This window comes from Pantoea rwandensis, from assembly GCF_002095475.1.
Taxonomy (GTDB): domain Bacteria; phylum Pseudomonadota; class Gammaproteobacteria; order Enterobacterales; family Enterobacteriaceae; genus Pantoea; species Pantoea rwandensis.
In genome coordinates this window covers 1-18,247 of sequence record NZ_MLFR01000022.1, presented here as the reverse complement: position 1 = coordinate 18,247, position 18,247 = coordinate 1, and the positions used below count along the sequence as shown (strand labels likewise).

The window sequence follows — 18,247 nt, the reverse complement described above, 5'->3', positions numbered from 1 at the left end:
AGCTCTGCTGCCGAAAAGGTAAAAAAGTGTAATTGATTTTTCCTTTAGCCTGCATCTTGCAAGGACCACACACATGCGGAACAACCAGCCTATCACTCAGCGCGAATTCATTTTTGAAGATGATGCCACGCTGATGTCGACCACCGATCTCAACAGCTATATCACCTACGCCAACGATGCTTTCATTGAGGTCAGTGGGTTTAGCCCGGAGGAGGTGAATGGTCAACCGCATAATATGGTGCGTCACCCGGATATGCCGCCGGAAGCTTTCGCCGATATGTGGTCAACGCTGAAACAAGGTGAACCTTGGACCGCCCTGGTGAAAAACCGTCGTAAGAACGGCGATCACTATTGGGTCCGAGCCAATGCCATTCCGGTGGTACGTGATGGCAACGTTCAGGGCTTTATGTCGGTACGTACCAAACCCTCAGCCGAAGAGATTCGTCAGACCGAAGCGCTGTACCGTGATTTCCGCGAAGGACGTGCTAAAGGGCGTCGTTTCCATAAAGGCCTGCTGATTGGCACCGGCTGGCGTCGTTTGGGTTCACTGCTGAAAACCATGCCGCTGCGTTGGCGTATTCGCTCACCCTTAATAGCGTTACTGCCTTTGTCGGTCGCAGGTGTGTGGCTACTGGGCTTGAACACGATGCAACTCGGTTGCTTTGCCGGTGGCATGGCCGTGTTGTTGCTGTTAGCGAGTTTGTGGCTGGAGCAGCAAATTTCGCGCCCGATGGAGCGAATCTGCCGTCAGGCGTTAAGTGTCGCGACGGGTGCCAGCCATAAAGTGGATCAATTGGATCGCGTCGATGAAATCGGGATCACGCTGCGTGCTATCGGTCAGTTGGGGCTGATGTTCCGCTGGCTGGTGGATGATGTCAGCGGCCAGGCGATCAACGTACTGAGCGCCAGTGATGCAATTGCCCGCAGCAACGATGAGTTGAGCCGTCGCACCGAGCAGGCCGCCGCCAACGTGCAGCAAACCGCTGCCACCATGAATGAAATGACCGCCACGGTGAAAAGCAACACCGATACCGCCAGCGAAGTGAATGACCTGTCAGAAAACACCAGCCACGCGGCGATTAAAGGGGGCGAGGTGGTGCAAGAGATGGTCGGGATGATGGCGGAGATCGCCGACAGTTCGAAGCGTATCGCCAACATCACCAGCGTGATCGACAGTATTGCGTTCCAGACCAATATTCTGGCACTGAATGCGGCGGTAGAAGCCGCGCGTGCGGGGGAGCAAGGCAAAGGTTTTGCCGTGGTGGCGGGTGAGGTACGTAGCCTGGCACAGCGCAGTGCCAAAGCCGCCAGCGAAATCAAAACGCTGGTAGAAACCAGCGCCAGCCGCGTGCAGTCAGGCAGCGATCATGCCGATGCGGCTGGACGCACCATGCAAGAAATTGTCGGGCAGGTGCAGAATGTGACGGCGCTGATTGCGCAAATCAGTTCTGCTACCGCGGAGCAATCCATTGCACTGAGCGAAGTCAGCACGGCGGTAGAAGATCTCGACGACATCACGCATCAAAATGCGGCTCGCGTAGCGGAGAGCGCCGAGGCTTCGGGCCGTATGGCGCGACAGGCCAACCGCTTGGTCGAAGCGATCAGCGTGTTCCGTTAAAGCGTTTCGCGTGCGGCACGTAACGCGCCGGGTGGTGTCCCGACAATCCGCTTAAAGGCACGGCTAAAAGCCGCCAGCGAACCGTAACCGAGGTGGAAGGCGACGCTTTCCACCGCTTCGCCCTCATTAACAATGCGTTCCACTGCCAGCCTCATCCGTAACTCCGTGAGATAGCGCAGCGGCGTCATACCGGTGGCGCTCTGGAAGCGGGCGGCAAACACTGAACGCGAACTGCCAGATTCGCGCGCCAACCGTTCTACCGTCCAGTTCTCCCCGGGCGCGCGGTGCATCGCTGCCATTGCCTGACTAAGACGGGGATCGCGCAGCGCCTGCACCAATCCACTGCCTTTACCGCAGCCGTTTTCCACCCAGCCGCGCACAATTTGTGCGGCCACCACATCCGCTAAACGCGACAAAATCCCCGCGAAACCGGCTTTACGCTGACGCGTTTCGCGTTCCATCGCATCGAGAATCGGTTTAATTTCCGGGTATTGCGCCAACAAGGTACTGACCAGCATCACGTCTGGCATGGTGTGCACCAGCGGCTGCATGCCGCCAAGTTCAAATGCCATACAGGCGCTGAATAAAATTACATCTGCGTTATCGGTACAGATTTCGTTGCTGTCATCGATGGCGCACACGCTGCCGCAGATCGGTTTGCTGTTGAAGGTGGTAATCGGTTCGCAGATGGCGTCTTCAGAAGAGATCAGCGCATGGGTTTTGCCGTGCGGAATCAGCAGTGCATCGCCAGCTTGCAGCTTATAGATCGTCCCAGATGCCGAGCGTACCAGTAGCGATCCGTGCCCAACAAAATGCAGCTGCGCGCGGCCTGGCGCATGTTCGTACTGCAAACCAAAAGGCGCATGCAGCGCAATGCGCTGGTATTTCACGCCGTAAAGGCGCATGCCCATCAGCAACTCACTGGTCAGATCTTCATAGCGGCTCATACGAATCCAGACGAATAATCAAATAACAAAGTTTTTGTATCATAGATCGTCTTGGCAAGTCTCTCTATGCTTACAACTTGAATTTTTGTGATGGGGATCGCAAATGAGTCTGGATACTGAAGTGGTCGAAACAAGTGTAGCGGTGGATAAACCCGCATGGGGTGCGGTGTTTGCCATGGCATTTGGCGTGTTTGGCTTGATTACCGCCGAATTCCTGCCGGTGAGTTTGTTGACGCCGATTGCCGACTCACTGCGCATCAGTGAAGGGCAAGCCGGACAAACCGTCACGGTGACCGCGCTAGTGGCGTTGCTCACCAGCCTGGTGATCGGCAATGTCACGCGTCAGCTGGATCGTCGCAATGTGATGCTGGGCTTTACGCTACTGCTGATCGCTTCGGCGCTGCTGGTGGCGTTTGCGGAAAACCTGCCGATGATTTTGCTAGCGCGCGTGCTGCTCGGCGTAGCGATTGGCGGCTTCTGGACGCTCTCAACCGCGATTACCATGCGTTTGGTACCGAGCGATCAGGTGCCAAAAGCGCTGTCGATTGTGTTTAGCGGTATTTCATTGGCAACCATCATCGCCGCGCCGTTAGGCAGCTATCTGGGCGGCATGATTGGCTGGCGTAACATTTTCATGCTGACCTCAGCGCTGGGCGTGTTGGCGCTGTTATGGCAGTTCTTCACCTTGCCAGCGATGCCGCCAGAAAACAAAGCGCGCAGCGGTGGCGTGTTGGATCTGTTGCGTAACGGATTGATGCGTTGGGGCATGTTAGCGGTGATCATGATGTTCACCGGACATTTCGCCTTCTTTACCTATCTGCGTCCGTTCCTTGAGGGCAGCGCGCAGCTCAATGTGAATCAACTGTCGCTGGTGCTGCTGGCGTTTGGCGTGGCGAACTTCTTCGGCACGTCGCTGGCGGGCTATCTGGTGACGCGCAGCGTATCGCTGACGTTAACCGGTATGGCGTTGGTGATGAGCGTGACGGCGGTGTTGCTGGTGAGTTTTGGAAATGTGTCATGGCTGGTGGCCGTGGGCGTGGCGATGTGGGGCTTGGCGTTTGGTTCGATGCCAACCGGCTGGTCAACGTGGATTTCCCGTGCGGTGCCTGATGATGCAGAGTCGGGGGGCGGTTTGCTGGTAGCGACGATTCAGTTGGCGATCACTGCCGGTGCAGCCGCAGGTGGCTGGATGTTTGACCTGCAAGGCGCGGGCGGCGTGTTCCTCGCCAGCGGTGTGCTGATGTTGTTAGCGGCTATCACCATTTTCACGCGCGTCAGGCATCACGGTTAAAGCTTGGGCGGCATGAATACCGCCCTTACAAGAATGCACTGAGCACCAGAGGTCACCCTTTTAGGGTGACCTTTTTCATTCTCTCTATCACAGCCATAAATCCTGCCTTTCAATCAAAACTTGGTTTTTTAACCCTTTGCGCAGATGTTAATCTAAATGTGCTTTTATTGTTCAAATTAATCGAATGACATAAGCAAATCTCTCCGCTTTTTACTGATCGATTATCAGCCTATTATTTATCTCAACAAGGCGATTAAGCCTTACCTGATAAAACATTGACTGAGGAATTGACCATGAAATCTATCAAAACTTTTGCTGCTGTAATTGCTCTTACCGCTCTGCCATTCGCTAGCTTCGCGCAAAGCATCACCGCTACTGATACCACCATCGATGGCGCAGAAGCGCAAATCGCTGCTCAGGCGCACAAAGCTGGTACTTCCTATAAAGTGACTGAAGCCAACTTCAACAACGGCGTGCACATGACTGCCGAGTTGACCAAATAAGTCTGCGTTAACGTTCTGTGCTGACAGGGTGCCTTAGGGCGCCCTGGCGGCGTTGGTAACTTGATAAAAACCTGTCACTTTCCCCTCTAAATGATTACTATTCTCAAAAAAAATCATCCTTCGTCAGCTCGCCTCGGGCTGTCTTTATAAAATTGGTTGCACTGTCGAGCTTTCACTTCACTGCCATGAGGCGGTGGATTTGCTATGGAGAAGTTATGAAAGCGATTAAAACAACATGGGCGCTGCGCCCACTGCTGCTGGCAACGGCGCTGTTATCTTCCTCTGCGGTGCTGGCGGCTGAATCCCAGCCATTAAATCAGGTGATTTCCAAAGGGGCTTACGAACTGGCGTTTAGCAACAGCGATAACGCGCTGTTCCTCGCCACGGCGCAAAACGCCAGCAGCAAAGGCGGCACCGTTTATCGTCTCGATCCGCAGGATCTGTCGGTGAAGCAGACCATCAATACCGATCTGCCGACCTTTGGCGCCGCGATTAACCAGAAAACCAACACGCTGTTCTTTGGTAATACCCGTGATGCGGCGCTGACCTCGGTCGATGCCAGCAGCGGTAAAGTACTGAACACGCTGGTGCTGGATGCGCGTCAACGCAGCGAAACTGTCCGCCCACTGCAGCCGCGTGAAGTGGCAGCCGATGCGGCAACCGACCGCGTGTATGTCACCGGTCTCGGTGAGCAGAGCGTGGTGTGGGTGGTGGATGGCAAAACCCTGAAGCTGGTCAGCACCGTACCGAACACGGGTAAAATGGGCACCGGTTTGGCTATCGATTCTGCGGCGCAGAAATTGTATGTGACTAACGCCGATGGCGAATTGGTGACCATCAATACGCGTCTCAACGCGATTGAAAAACGTCAGAAAATTGATGGCGACAAAGATCACTTCTTCCTGAATATCGCGCTGGATACCCAAGGCCATCGCATCTTCCTGAGCGACTCTAAACAGCCTCAGGTACTGGTGCTGGATTCCCGCACTCAGCAGGTGATTCACAAGATTGATGTGCCAGAATCTCTGGCAGTGCTTTTCAATGCGGATCGCAACGAGCTTTACGTGACCCATCGCAAAGCGGGCGAAATCAGCATCATTGACGCCAGCACCTATAAAGTGAAACGCACTGTAAAAGCACCTGGCCTGCCAAACAGCCTGGCGCTGTCAGCAGACGGTAAAACGCTGTTTGTTAGTGTGAAGCAGCCGGGTTCACGTAAAGAACCACCAAAAAATCCAGATAGCGTACTGCGCATCGCGCTGTAAGCAGCAGTTATCTGAAACTCAAGGGCGACATGTGTCGCCCTTTGCATTTCCGCACTTTCCTTCCCCGCTTGCACCGCGATATACGCTACCTTTTACCTCGACAACACCAATGGAGAGGAAGCAATGAGCCAGTTTTTTATGCATGAGAAAAACGATCTGGTGAACGAAGCCATCGAAGGGGTTTTGCTGAGCACGCCGTGGCACAATCTGCGCCGCCTCGATCTTGGTGATGAGATCCGCGTGGTGGTGCGTTCAGATTGGGATAAAAGCAAAGTCGCACTGATTTCTGGCGGCGGGTCGGGCCATGAGCCAGCCCACGCGGGCTTTGTTGGCAAAGGCATGTTAACGGCGGCGGTATGTGGCGATATCTTTGCCTCGCCGAGCGTGGATGCGGTACTCAATGCCATCATCAATGTCACCGGTGATGCCGGCTGTTTGTTGATTGTGAAGAACTACACCGGCGACCGTCTTAATTTCGGGTTGGCGGCCGAGAAGGCGAAAAACCTCGGCTATAACGTCGAATTGGTGATGGTGCAGGATGACATCGCGCTGCCAGAAAATCCGCAGCCGCGCGGCATTGCTGGGACCGTGCTGGTGCACAAAATTGCCGGTTTTGCTGCTGAGCAGGGGCAAACACTGGATGAGGTTAAAGCACTGGCGCAGCGCGCCATTGATGCCACCTCGTCGATTGGGCTGGCGTTTGCGACCTGCCATATTCCTGGCGAAAAGCGCGATGAACGCGTCGAAGCGGGCCATAGCGAACTGGGCATGGGCATCCACGGTGAACCGGGTGTCATCACGCTGGATACGCAAAACAGCCGTAAAATCACCAGCATCATGACGGATAAACTGGCGCAGGCGCTGCCCGACGGCAAGCAGGCCCTGCTTCTGATCAACAACCTCGGCGGATTTTCACAGCTGGAGCTGGCGGTATTGGCGCGTGAAGTCTTGCAATCACCGCTGGCGGCGCGCATCACCCATCTGATTGGCCCAGCCACGCTGGTCAGTGCGCTGGATATGAAGGGCTTCTCGCTGTCGCTGCTGGCACTGGAAGCGCCATTTCTTGAAGCGCTCAATGCGCCGGTGCAGGTATTGGGCTGGGTGCCGGTGTATGACTTCGCGCCGATCAGTTTGCAGAGCGCCGAGAAAGTGGGCAGCGTGCTGGATTTCGATCCTTCCGATAACGCTGAAGTGGCGGAGACGGTGGAGCGCGTGACGCAGACGCTGATCGATCTGGAGAGCGAGCTGAATGCGCTGGATGCCAAGGTGGGTGATGGCGATACCGGATCAACCTTTGCGGCGGGCGCGAAGAAGATCCAGCGCGGCTTGCGCGACAAGCAATTACCGCTGGATGAGTTGCCGACGTTAATGGCGCTGATTGGTGAGCAGCTGGCCACGGTGATGGGCGGATCGAGTGGCGTATTGATGTCGATTCTGTTCACCAGTGCGGGTCAACAGCTGGAAGAGGGCAGTGAACTGCCACAGGCGTTGATGCACGGCCTGGAACGTATGAAGCATTACGGCGGCGCACAGCCGGGACATCGTACATTAGTCGATGCGCTGCAACCGGCGCTGGAAGCCTTGGTAGCAGGTGAGTCATTGGCCGCCGCAGCCAAAGCGGCGCAGCAGGGTGCGGATGCCACGGCGCAAATGCAGAGCGCCAAAGCGGGTCGCTCAGCGTATCTGAATCAGCAGAGTCTGAACGGTGTCAAAGATCCGGGCGCGTATGCGATTGAGAAGGTATTTGCGGTGCTGGCAGGTTGATTGTTGCTGTTCTAACAGCATGCAACTTCATGCAGTTGTCAGGTGCGGCCTACAGGCCGCGCCAAGGCTCCCCCTACGCATGATGATAGCGGCGCGATTTATCGCGCGCACCTGAAGCGATGTTACCGCTGACAGATGCGCATTAAATTTCGCCGCTAAAACACAGGCTTACTCAGCCGACTCGCGCATCATCTCATCATGCGGAATATCCGCCAGAATCTGCTCAAAGCTGCGTAGACGTTTGTAAATCGACATCAATTCAACCAGCGTAGACCATGAAGTGATCAGGTATTGGAATGACGAACGAACCTGGTCAAACACGTTAGTAATCTGGTTCATTAAACCCAGCGTAATCGACGCGGCGACAATCGAAGGAAGCAGTAAGAACAGCCCAACGACATTGTCTACTTGCAGGTAGAGAATACGAGTGATGTTGAAATACAGGTAATGGAAATAGAGACGGAAGTAGTTATAGCGCACACGGCTAAACAGTTCGGCAACGGTAGGAGGGGTGGCGCGATCGTTGTGATCTTCACCATAGACCAACTCTTTACGGTAGGCAGCTTCCACCTTCTGATTACGGAATTCCAATCCCGGCAGTTTGATCCCCACCAGCGCTAACAGGCCGGTACCAAAAATCGACCAGACCAACGCGGCAATCACCAGTGCATAAGGAATACTGCCTAAAATAGGCACCTCTTTAACATGCGGCGAAAGCGCCACCAGCACGGGCAGAAACGCCACCAACGTCATGATCGCCTGAATGAAACTCACGCCCCAGTCTTCCAGCGTACTGGCAAAACGCATGGTGTCTTCCTGCACACGCTGTGCTGCACCTTCAACATGACGCAGGCGCTGCCAGTTGTGCATGTAGTAGTTATTCATTGCGGTACGCCAGCGGAATACCCAATGACTGATGAAAAATGCGCTCATCACACCCACGACGACGGCAATCAATGCGATACCTAAAAACGCGGTGATTTGACGGTAAAACTCATCAATAGTGACAGCGTTGGGTTTGCTGAGCGCTTTCTGAATCATGTCACCAAACGGGTTATACCAGGCATTGATCGCCACGCTGACCTGCACACCAAACCAGGTGATAAAGATGATCAGTGCCGCTCCCCATACTGACCAACGTTGCCAAGGGTGATTATCGATCACGCGCCATGCCAGCGCGAACAGACCCGCCACGATCCAGTAATAGGCGTAGAACCACAGTTGGCTCGCATGGATAAAGCGCATGGCATTGGTAGGCAACGGTTGCTGCATCGCAGCCTGTAATGCTAGGAACCTGGCAGGAAAATCATTGAAAAAGCCGAACCAGGCGAAAATCGCAATCAAACTCCAAATCGCTGCCGAGCTGAAAAATAGTGCTGGCCGCGGAAAATAGGACTTAAACATAGGTGCTCCACTGTTGTGTGTACTCTTTTATACCGCGTCAGGCATCACTCTGTCTTTTGTAGGTTGTATCTGACAATGACAGCATCGGCGCAGTTATGTAAATCGACACATTCAGTTGTTAAGTATTTTGTGCGCATTTGTATCCAGAAACTAAATTATTAACAGTGAAGGTGTTACACTACGCCTACTGTTACCGGTAACAGTGACGCTGTATCCCTTAAGCCACGAATAAAAAAACAATACAAAGCAACCCATTAACTTTCATACCGCATTACATGCGGTACTGAGGCAATGTCATGTCAGAACAAAAAAATGGTCACAGTCGCAGGGATTTTCTGCTGAGAACCATCACCCTGGCGCCAGCAATGGCCGTTGGCGGTTCGGCGATGGGCGCACTGGTGGTGCCAATGGCCGCTGGAGCAGCAGAGCAACCCGTAGCACCTCATCAGGCTCGTGATTACCAGCCCACCTGGTTCACGGCGGAAGAGTTCGCCTTTATCACTGCGGCAGTGGCGCGCCTGATCCCCAATGATGAACGCGGTCCTGGCGCGCTGGAAGCCGGTGTGCCGGAGTTTATCGATCGTCAAATGAACACGCCGTACGCCACCGGCAGCAACTGGTACATGCAGGGGCCGTTCAACCCGGATCTGCCTAAAGAGCTGGGTTATCAGTCTCCGCTGGTGCCGCAGCAGATCTATCGTCTGGGCCTTGCCGATGCCGATGGCTGGAGCAAAAAACAGCACGGCAAAGTGTTCGCTGAATTAACCGGCGAGCAGCAGGATGCGTTACTGACCGCTTTTGAAAGCGGCCAGGCGCAATTCCCACAGCTGGCGGCCAAAACCTTCTTCTCCTTCCTGCTGCAGAACACCCGCGAGGGTTACTTCAGCGATCCGATCCACGGTGGTAACCAGGGCATGGTGGGCTGGAAGCTGATTGGCTTCCCAGGCGCACGTGCCGACTTTATGGATTGGGTAGAGCGCGGTGAACGTTATCCGTTCCCGTCAGTGGATATTCGCGGGGAGAGGGCGTAACCGTGGCAAATGAATTGAAAAAAGTAGACGCGGTGATCGTCGGTTTCGGCTGGGCCGGGGCGATTATGGCGAAAGAGCTGACCGAAGCCGGTCTGAATGTGGTGGCGTTGGAGCGCGGCCCGCATCGTGATACCTATCCCGATGGATCTTACCCGCAGTCGATTGATGAACTGACCTATAACATCCGTAAAAAGCTGTTCCAGGATCTGTCGAAAAGCACCGTCACCATTCGTCACGATGCCTCGCAAACTGCGGTGCCGTATCGCCAGCTGGCCGCGTTTCTGCCGGGCACCGGCACCGGCGGTGCTGGCCTGCACTGGTCAGGCGTGCATTTCCGCGTCGATCCGGTGGAGCTGAACCTGCGCAGCCATTACGAGCAGCGCTACGGTAAAAACTTCATCCCGGAAGGCATGACAATTCAGGATTTCGGCGTCAACTATGCTGAGCTGGAGCCGTTCTTTGATCAGGCCGAGAAAGTGTTTGGTACTTCCGGTAGCGCCTGGTCGGTTAAAGGTCAGCTACAGGGCAAAGAGAAAGGCGGTAACCCTTACGCGCCGGATCGTTCGACTGATTTCCCACTGCCCGCGCAGAAGCGTACCTACTCGGCACAGCTGTTCGCGCAGGCCGCTGAGTCAGTGGGTTATCATCCCTACGATATGCCCTCTGCCAACACATCGGGTCCGTACACCAACACGTACGGCGCGCAGATGGGGCCGTGTAACTTCTGCGGATACTGCAGCGGTTATGCCTGCTACATGTACTCCAAAGCGTCGCCGAACGTGAATATCCTGCCTGCACTGCGTCAGGAGCCGAAGTTCGAACTGCGTAACAATTCCTACGTACTGCGCGTCAACCTCACCGATGACAAGAAACGCGCCACCGGCGTGACCTATCAGGATGGCCAGGGTCGTGAAGTGGTACAGCCGGCGGATCTGGTGATCCTCGCGGCGTTCCAGTTCCACAACGTGCATCTGATGCTGCTGTCAGGCATCGGTAAGCCGTATAACCCGATCAGCAACGAAGGTGTGGTGGGTCGTAACTTTGCCTATCAGAACATCTCAACCCTGAAAGCGCTGTTCGACAAGAACACCACCACCAATCCGTTTATTGGGGCGGGCGGTGCAGGCGTGGCAGTGGATGACTTCAATGCCGATAACTTCGACCATGGGCCATATGGCTTCGTCGGCGGCTCACCGTTCTGGGTGAACCAGGCGGGCACCAAACCGATCTCCGGTCTGCCGACGCCGAAGGGCACGCCGAACTGGGGCAGTCAGTGGAAATCGGCCGTGGCGGATACCTATAACCATCATATTTCGATGGATGCACACGGCGCGCACCAGTCCTATCGTGCCAACTATCTCGATCTCGATCCGAACTACAAAGATGTCTATGGCCAGCCGCTGCTGCGTATGACCTTTGACTGGCAGGATAACGACATCAAGATGGCGCAGTTTATGGTCGGCAAGATGCGCAAGATTACTGAAGCCATGAACCCAAAAATGATCATCGGCGGTGCGAAAGCACAGGGCACGCATTTTGACACTACCGTGTATCAAACCACGCATATGAGCGGTGGCGCGATCATGGGTGAAGACCCGAAAACCAGTGCAGTGAACCGTTACCTGCAGAGCTGGGATGTGTCCAATGTGTTTGTGCCAGGTGCATCGGCATTCCCGCAAGGCCTTGGCTATAACCCAACCGGTATGGTGGCAGCGTTGACCTACTGGTCAGCTAAAGCCATTCGTGAACAGTATCTGAAGAGCCCCGGCCCTCTGGTTCAGGCATAAGGAACACGGCGATGATCAAAAGCATTTTGGCCCTGTTTCTGGGCACGATGACGTTCGCCGCAGTGGCGGACGAAGCAGGTTCTGACGCACTGGTGAAGCGCGGTGAGTATCTGGCGCGCGCCGGTGACTGCGTGGCCTGCCACAGCACCGCAGGTGGCAAACCCTTTGCCGGTGGTTTACCGATGGCGACACCCATCGGCACCATTTACTCCACTAACATCACCCCGGATAAAGCCACCGGTATAGGTGATTACAGCTACGACGATTTCCAGAAAGCGGTGCGTCATGGCGTGGCGAAAAATGGCGATACGCTCTATCCCGCGATGCCTTATCCGTCTTATGCCGTGGTCAGCGACGAGGACATGCAGGCGTTGTACGCCTACTTTATGCATGGCGTACAGCCGGTTTCGCAGGCTAACAAAGACAGCGATATTCCCTGGCCGCTGTCGATGCGCTGGCCGCTCTCCATCTGGCGCGGCATCTTTGCACCAGACGTGAAAGCCTTCCAGCCAGCAGCAAAGGAAGATCCGGCGCTGGCGCGCGGTCGCTATCTGGTGGAAGGTCTGGGGCACTGTGGTGCCTGCCATACGCCACGTAGTATCACCATGCAGGAAAAAGCGCTGACCAACGGCGAAGGCAATGACTATCTCTCGGGCAGCAGCGCACCGATTGATGGCTGGACTGCCAGCAATCTGCGTGGCGATAACCGCGATGGGTTAGGCCGCTGGAGCGAAGATGACCTGAAACAGTTCCTGCGCTATGGCCGCAACGATCACACCGCCGTGTTTGGTGGCATGACCGACGTGGTCCAGCACAGCCTGCAGTACCTGAACGACGAAGATATCAGCGCCATTGCGAAGTATCTGAAGTCGCTGGGTGCGAAGGATGCCAGCCAGACGGTCTTTACCCAGGATGATGCCGTTGCCAAAGCATTGTGGAAGGGCGATGACAGCCAGACCGGTGCCTCGGTGTATGTCGACAGCTGTGCGGCCTGTCATAAAACTGACGGCAGCGGCTATCAGCGTTTCTACCCGGCACTGCGCGGTAATCCTGTCGTCATGGCGGACGATCCAACCTCGCTGATCCACATCGTGCTGGTAGGCGGCACCCTGCCAGGCGTGCAGGGCGCACCGTCAGCCATCACCATGCCGGCCTTCGGCTGGCGCCTGAACGACAACCAGGTGGCGGATGTCGTGAACTTTATCCGTGGCAGCTGGGGTAATGGCGTGAAGTCGACTGTTTCGGCGAAGGATGTGGCGAAATTGCGTAAGGATGAAGCGGTCGAGTCGAAGCAGGGCAGCGCAGATATTAAGGTGCTGGAAGGGCAGTAAGCCAACACTTCATTTAAAGCGCGATGAATCGCGCCGCTACAGATCGCACTGATCCAGTAGCGGCGCAATTTATGAAGTGAACCCCGAAAGTTGGATACCATTCCAACAATTAGGGGAAACTACAATGAGCAGTCATCAAATATTCTCGAAATCCAAACTTGTACCCAATTCCCGCAGTGCGCATTCATGCGCATCGTTTCACCGACCTCACTGAAAAAGTGCAGCATTCATACGAACCGTTGCAATAATAGTGTTCCGCACCTTATCAAAATTAAACCCTTACAAGCTCTGTCTCGTTTTTCATCGCTCTCGTTGCAAGTCCGTTGCTAAGCGCACATAATCCCGGTTTATAAAATTGAAAAATTTATTGATTATATAAACCAAGAGGAGGTCAGTATGTTTGGAGAACGCTTATTGCGCGCGCGCTCCGCTGCGGGCTTTTCCATGAAACAGTTGGCTGAGAAAGCGGGCGTCAGCGCCAACATGATCAAGAAATATGAGCATAACGAAAGTATGCCGGGGTCTGCCGTGCTGGTGAAAATGTCGCGTGCGCTAGGCGTGCGTAACGAATATTTTTTCCGTCCTACTACGGTAGAGCTCAAGAGTATCGAGTACCGCAAACGCCATACGCTACCCGCCAAAATGCTGGCTCGAATTCATGCTGATGTGATCGATCAAGCTGAACGGTGGCTTGAACTTGCCAATCTGTGGCCTAACTTTCCCGTCCCCATTTTTGCTCAACCTCATCTGCCCACTGGGCAGGTTGATAACTATGAGCAGATTGAAACGATTACCGATCACGTTCGGCTACATTGGGGACTGGGTCAGCAGCCCATCACGCACTTGATCGATGTGCTGGAAAGCCATGGGATTCTGGTGATCGTCACGGATGTTGATCACTCAGATAAGTTTGATGGTTGCCAGGCGATGATTGACGCGATACCTGTCATCGTTATTTCCGAAAAATGGCCTGGCGATCGCCAACGTTTTACCCTGGCGCATGAACTGGGGCATTTGATTTTACAGGGTCGTCTTGCATCTCATCTTGATGAGGAAAAAGCCTGTAATCGCTTTGCGGGGGCTTTGCTTTTCCCTGCGAGTGCCGTGTTTCAGCACTTTGGTCACCGGCGTGCTCGTCTTGAGGTGCAAGAGCTTTACCTGCAAAAAATGGATTATGGCCTGAGCATGCTGGCCTGCGTGTATCGCGCTGCCGATCTGGCAGTGATAACCGAGGGCAAACGCAAAGACATCATCATGCTGTTCTCTGTACGTAAATGGCGTAAACAGGAACCTGGCGAACAGATTGCGCGTGAAAGCACCACGCTTTTTCCTCAGTTAATTTATCGCGCATTAGGCGAAGGGATAATCAGTGAAAGTAAAGCGGCTGAGTTAATGGGCGTTTCACTGGTGAGTTTCCATCGTGAGCGACAGTTGGGGTGGTCGGATGATCATTCTCATCAGTGATGCCAATATTTTAATTGATATGGAAGAGGGCGATTTGTTAGATGCGCTCTTCGAACTACCTTACCAATTTACCGTGCCAGATTTACTCTATTTTGATGAGCTTGAAACGCACCATGCCGATTTGCTTGATAAAGGATTGGTTATTGGAGAATTGAACTCAACCACTATGACGTACGCCCTAAAACTCATTGAACGCGTGCGTGGGCCAAGCCGAAATGATTGTTTTGCGTTAGCGCTGGCTAAGCAAGAGACTTGTCCGCTATTAACCGGTGACAGAGCGCTTAATCGAGTCGCGAAAGAAGAAGGTTTAGATGTTCGTGGAACGCTTTGGGTGGTCGAGGAAATGATTGGGCACCAGATCATTACGGTGGATGGCGCGCGCCGAGCTTATTGTCAGATGCGAGACGGTGGCAGGCGCTTGCCATGGGATATTGCCTTCACGCAGTTAGACAAGTTCGCGAAATAGTGGGCGGCTACATTTTCCGCCCACGGGCAATTGATTGATCAAATATTTTCCAAATCCAGTCCCCGCGTCCTCGGACCGTAAATTCCCACTGACAGCATCACCATCAGCATGCTCAGCACGATAAAGGCGATCACGCCTTCGCTGCCGGCGTACTGCAAAATAATGCCAATTAAAATACTGCTGAACACCGTCGACAGGCGGCTGAAGGAGTAGCAGAAACCGACTGCGCGCGCGCGAATGTGGGTCGGGAAAATCTCGGTCTGATAGGCGTGATAGCTGAAGGTCAGCCATGCATTGCTGTAGGTAATCAGGAAACCGCAGATGATCATCAGCACGGGATTGGTCACCAGCGCGAACAGCGTGCCGAACACCACCGTCATCAGTGACGACAGAACGATCTGCCATTTGTTTTCGATCTTGTCGGCGTAGCGGCTACAAATCAGCGAGCCCAGCGGATAGGCCAGCGTGATAAAGAACGCATACAACAGACTGTGGGTCACGGTGGCGCCTTTGCCCGATAACAATGCAGGCAGCCAGTTACCGAAGCCAAAGAAGCCAATCGCCTGGAAGAAGTTCATCACCACCAGCATCAGGGTGCGCTTGCGGTAAGCCGGGGCCCAGATCTCACTGAAACGCCCTTTTTTCGGCAGCTGTGCGGCGGCATCACGCTCCGAGAAATCTTCGCCCGGTGCAATACCGCAGCGTTTCTCCATCTCACTCAGTACCTTGTGCGCTTCCTGATGACGGCCCTGCTGCGCCAGCCAGCGTGCCGATTCCGGCAGGTTTTTACGAATCAGCCAGATCACCAGCGAACAGACTGCACCGGCGATCACCACCCAGCGCCAGCCTTCAAGGCTCAAGATGGTTTGTGGCACCAACCACCATGACATTAAAGCCACGGCGGGAACCGACAGGAACTGGATAAAGAACGAAAACGCAAAGGCGCGGCTGCGCAAGTGGGCAGGCACCCACTCGGACAAATAGGTGTCGATGGTTACCAGCTCAACGCCGAGACCAATGCCGACCAGTAAGCGGAACAGAATAATCATCTCCGCACTCTGCTGAAAGGCCATCAGCAGTGAAAACACGCCATACCATGCCAGCGCACACATAAAGGTCAGGCGACGGCCAAAGCGGTCGGCGTAAGGTGCAAGTAAGCTGGCACCGAAGAACAGACCTAAGAAAGTGGCAGAAGCAAAAGCGGCTTGGTCGGCGAAACCGAATACGCCCGCAGAGCCAGTATGAAACACGCCAGCAGCCAATAGGCCCGAGCTGATATAACCAGTTTCAAACAGATCGTATAGCTCAAAGAAACCACCTAATGCCAGCAACGTAATAAAACGCCACAAGCCTGTGGAAGAGGGGAGTGCATCAATGCGCCAGGCTAAGGTGCGGCGATCGGCTGGGATGCCAGTGTTCGCCATCCCTGTCGAAGAGATTGTTGTCATTATTGGATAAACCTCGGTGTTTGCAGAACTCGCACGGTTTTATTGGTTTTAAAAATAATTAACCGTTAGCAAGCGAAGGAATAGCAGAATAATCAATTCCCAGTGGGTTGCCGAGAGGTGCAACGGTGACATTTTCGCAATCTACGTTGCAGTTCACAGAAGTGTGATCGCCGTCCATGGCGATGCGTTTAGTGCAGGCTGGGATAAACGCCTGGGCCAATCGGCAGGCCGAGTGCGTACCACGCGAGCAGCAGGATGATCCAACTGATAAAGAACACCACCGGATATGGGAAGATCAGCACATAATAGGTGCCAAGTTGCGCATCTTTTTGGTATCGCTGTAAGAAGCCGAGGAACAGTGGCAGGAACGGTGACATCGGCGCCAGTGGCAATACGGCGGAATCCGCGATGCGGAAAATCATCTGGCAAACGCCGGGTGGAAGCCTAGCAGCATAAACATCGGCACGAATACCGGTGCCAGAATCGACCAGATGGCCGAGCCGCTGGCGATAAACATGCACAAAAATGCCGACAGGAACATCAATCCCAGGAACGCGGGCGCACCGCTGATGCCGGCACTCTCCAGCATATCGGTCAGACCGATCGCCATGAACTTGCCCATGTTGCTCCAGTTGAAGAACGCGACAAACTGCGACAGCGGGAACACCATCACAATAAAGCCCGCCATGCTCTTCATCGGATCGACCAGCAGTTGTGGGATGTCATCCGGGCGGCGAATCTGTTTGGTCACCGCACCATAGGCAATCGCCACCACAAAGAAGAACAGGATGATGATCGGCACTATCCCTTGAATAAACGGCGAGGGAATGATGCCGCCGGTTTTCGGGTTACGCAGTGGCGCATGTTCTGGCACCACTAACAACGCCATTAGCGCGATAAAGATCAGCGCGGCAATTCCGGCCGCTTTCAGGCCGCGGTTTTCCAATGCAGTCAGCGGCGGCAGGCGATCGTTGTTACCCCCATTCCACGCAGGAAGACGCGGCTCGACAAACTTATCGGTGAGCAGTGCACCGACAATAGTCAGCACAATCACCGAGCTGGCCATAAAGAACCAGTTATCGATCACGCTGACGTGCACGGTATCGCTCACTGCTTTCGCCGCTTCCGTACTGATGCCCGAAAGCAGCACATCAGTGGTGACGATCAGTAGATTGGCGGTAAAGCCCGACGCCACCCCAGCGATAGCAGCAAGCAAACCCGCCACCGGATGACGACCCACGGCGAGGAAGATCAGCGCACCCAGCGGCGGCATCACCACCAGTGCGGCATCGGATGAGATATGGCTGAAGAAGGCGATAAACAGCACCATATAGCTGGCGTAGCGACGACTGACGCGAGAGGCCATCTTCACCATCAGCGATTGCAGCAAACCGACTTTTTCCGCCAGGCCTGCACCAATCACCAGCGCCAGAATCGAACCCAGTGGCGTGAAGCCGCTGAAGTTTTTGATGATGTTCGGCAGAATCCATTGAATCCCCGCCACGCTCAGCAGGTTGTTGACCCGCACCAGCTCGCCGTTGGTGGGATTTTTTACCGCCAGGTCGAAGGCGCTGATAATGGCGGTGGCCACCATCAACACCACGATCAAATAAACAAACAGTAAGAACGGGTTGGGTACTTTATTGCCGACACGCTCAATCCAGCTAAACAGCTTCCCTGGGCTGCGGTTCTCCGTGGTTACTTCCATCGGTATATCCTCGTCATGTCTGTTGTATTTGCATGCCCGCGTTGGGGCTGTAATTTTTATAGTGTTTTAGAAATTTCTGGGCGCATAAATGCGCCCACTACAACTGCGGTAAACCCTGCATCTGCGGTAAACCCCTGCATCTGCGGTAAACCCCTACATCTGCGGTAAACCCCTGCATCTGCGGTAACCCCTGCATCTGCGGTAAACCCTGCATCTGCGG

General features: G+C 54.5%; 13 protein-coding genes and 1 pseudogene. 10 read left to right on the top strand and 4 right to left on the bottom strand.

What is annotated here, in order from left to right; translation table 11 throughout:
* The first annotated feature begins 73 nt into the window (after positions 1 to 73).
* Positions 74 to 1,618, top strand: a complete 1,545-nt coding sequence (locus HA51_RS18550) for a methyl-accepting chemotaxis protein (RefSeq protein ID WP_084936073.1) — start codon at positions 74 to 76, stop codon at positions 1,616 to 1,618.
* Here HA51_RS18550 and HA51_RS18545 read toward each other — a convergent pair.
* Complete coding sequence (locus tag HA51_RS18545; RefSeq protein WP_084936072.1) at positions 1,615 to 2,565, bottom strand: AraC family transcriptional regulator; 951 nt, start codon at positions 2,563 to 2,565, stop codon at positions 1,615 to 1,617. The two genes, HA51_RS18550 and HA51_RS18545, sit on opposite strands and share 4 nt — an antisense overlap.
* A gap of 103 nt (positions 2,566 to 2,668) precedes the next feature.
* Here HA51_RS18545 and HA51_RS18540 point away from each other — a divergent pair, with 103 nt between their 5' ends.
* The 4 genes from HA51_RS18540 to HA51_RS18525 all read left to right on the top strand — a co-directional run bounded on the left by HA51_RS18540 (position 2,669) and on the right by HA51_RS18525 (position 7,388).
* Positions 2,669 to 3,856 carry an MFS transporter gene (locus HA51_RS18540; protein ID WP_084936071.1) on the top strand — a complete coding sequence of 396 codons (1,188 nt, stop codon included), beginning with the start codon at positions 2,669 to 2,671 and terminating at the stop codon, positions 3,854 to 3,856.
* A 293-nt stretch (positions 3,857 to 4,149) separates the two neighbouring features.
* Positions 4,150 to 4,359 carry a DUF1471 domain-containing protein gene (locus HA51_RS18535; RefSeq protein ID WP_084936070.1) on the top strand — a complete coding sequence of 70 codons (210 nt, stop codon included), beginning with the start codon at positions 4,150 to 4,152 and terminating at the stop codon, positions 4,357 to 4,359.
* A 215-nt stretch (positions 4,360 to 4,574) separates the two neighbouring features.
* The gene (yncE, locus tag HA51_RS18530; RefSeq protein WP_084936069.1) at positions 4,575 to 5,624 is read left to right on the top strand and encodes a 7-bladed beta-propeller protein YncE; all 1,050 of its coding nucleotides are present in this window, start codon (positions 4,575 to 4,577) and stop codon (positions 5,622 to 5,624) included.
* A gap of 123 nt (positions 5,625 to 5,747) precedes the next feature.
* Positions 5,748 to 7,388: a dihydroxyacetone kinase subunit DhaK gene (locus HA51_RS18525; protein ID WP_084936068.1), complete on the top strand. Its 1,641-nt coding sequence runs from the start codon at positions 5,748 to 5,750 to the stop codon at positions 7,386 to 7,388.
* A gap of 168 nt (positions 7,389 to 7,556) precedes the next feature.
* Here the strand turns inward: HA51_RS18525 and sbmA are convergent, their stop codons facing one another.
* A complete protein-coding gene (sbmA, locus tag HA51_RS18520) occupies positions 7,557 to 8,792 on the bottom strand; it encodes a peptide antibiotic transporter SbmA (protein WP_084936067.1) in 1,236 nt (411 codons plus the stop codon).
* A 296-nt stretch (positions 8,793 to 9,088) separates the two neighbouring features.
* Here sbmA and HA51_RS18515 point away from each other — a divergent pair, with 296 nt between their 5' ends.
* The 5 genes from HA51_RS18515 to HA51_RS18495 all read left to right on the top strand — a co-directional run bounded on the left by HA51_RS18515 (position 9,089) and on the right by HA51_RS18495 (position 14,871).
* Positions 9,089 to 9,823 carry a gluconate 2-dehydrogenase subunit 3 family protein gene (locus tag HA51_RS18515; protein WP_084936066.1) on the top strand — a complete coding sequence of 245 codons (735 nt, stop codon included), beginning with the start codon at positions 9,089 to 9,091 and terminating at the stop codon, positions 9,821 to 9,823.
* Positions 9,824 to 9,825: 2 nt separating this feature from the next.
* A complete protein-coding gene (locus HA51_RS18510) occupies positions 9,826 to 11,610 on the top strand; it encodes a GMC family oxidoreductase (RefSeq protein ID WP_084936065.1) in 1,785 nt (594 codons plus the stop codon).
* 11 nt (positions 11,611 to 11,621) lie between these two features.
* Complete coding sequence (locus HA51_RS18505; protein WP_084936064.1) at positions 11,622 to 12,941, top strand: c-type cytochrome; 1,320 nt, start codon at positions 11,622 to 11,624, stop codon at positions 12,939 to 12,941.
* Between the two features lie 396 nt (positions 12,942 to 13,337).
* Positions 13,338 to 14,405, top strand: a complete 1,068-nt coding sequence (locus HA51_RS18500; RefSeq protein WP_084936063.1) for a helix-turn-helix domain-containing protein — start codon at positions 13,338 to 13,340, stop codon at positions 14,403 to 14,405.
* Positions 14,386 to 14,871: a PIN domain-containing protein gene (locus HA51_RS18495; protein WP_084936062.1), complete on the top strand. Its 486-nt coding sequence runs from the start codon at positions 14,386 to 14,388 to the stop codon at positions 14,869 to 14,871. Before HA51_RS18500 ends, HA51_RS18495 begins: the two co-directional genes overlap by 20 nt.
* A 38-nt stretch (positions 14,872 to 14,909) precedes the next feature.
* On the opposite strand, the gene HA51_RS18490 is transcribed toward HA51_RS18495, so the two are convergent.
* Both HA51_RS18490 and abgT read right to left on the bottom strand, forming a co-directional pair.
* On the bottom strand, positions 14,910 to 16,319 hold the full coding sequence (locus HA51_RS18490) for an MFS transporter (protein ID WP_084936061.1): 1,410 nt from the start codon (positions 16,317 to 16,319) through the stop codon (positions 14,910 to 14,912).
* A gap of 188 nt (positions 16,320 to 16,507) precedes the next feature.
* Positions 16,508 to 18,027: pseudogene (abgT, locus tag HA51_RS18485) on the bottom strand (p-aminobenzoyl-glutamate transporter).
* Positions 18,028 to 18,247: the final 220 nt, after the last annotated feature.

Coding starts and splice junctions, on each gene's coding strand:
- HA51_RS18550 (WP_084936073.1), top strand. CDS start 74: ATGCGGAACAACCAGCCTATCACTCAGCGCGAATTCATTTTTGAAGAT.
- HA51_RS18545 (WP_084936072.1), bottom strand. CDS start 2,565: ATGAGCCGCTATGAAGATCTGACCAGTGAGTTGCTGATGGGCATGCGC.
- HA51_RS18540 (WP_084936071.1), top strand. CDS start 2,669: ATGAGTCTGGATACTGAAGTGGTCGAAACAAGTGTAGCGGTGGATAAA.
- HA51_RS18535 (WP_084936070.1), top strand. CDS start 4,150: ATGAAATCTATCAAAACTTTTGCTGCTGTAATTGCTCTTACCGCTCTG.
- yncE (WP_084936069.1), top strand. CDS start 4,575: ATGAAAGCGATTAAAACAACATGGGCGCTGCGCCCACTGCTGCTGGCA.
- HA51_RS18525 (WP_084936068.1), top strand. CDS start 5,748: ATGAGCCAGTTTTTTATGCATGAGAAAAACGATCTGGTGAACGAAGCC.
- sbmA (WP_084936067.1), bottom strand. CDS start 8,792: ATGTTTAAGTCCTATTTTCCGCGGCCAGCACTATTTTTCAGCTCGGCA.
- HA51_RS18515 (WP_084936066.1), top strand. CDS start 9,089: ATGTCAGAACAAAAAAATGGTCACAGTCGCAGGGATTTTCTGCTGAGA.
- HA51_RS18505 (WP_084936064.1), top strand. CDS start 11,622: ATGATCAAAAGCATTTTGGCCCTGTTTCTGGGCACGATGACGTTCGCC.
- HA51_RS18500 (WP_084936063.1), top strand. CDS start 13,338: ATGTTTGGAGAACGCTTATTGCGCGCGCGCTCCGCTGCGGGCTTTTCC.
- HA51_RS18495 (WP_084936062.1), top strand. CDS start 14,386: ATGATCATTCTCATCAGTGATGCCAATATTTTAATTGATATGGAAGAG.
- HA51_RS18490 (WP_084936061.1), bottom strand. CDS start 16,319: ATGACAACAATCTCTTCGACAGGGATGGCGAACACTGGCATCCCAGCC.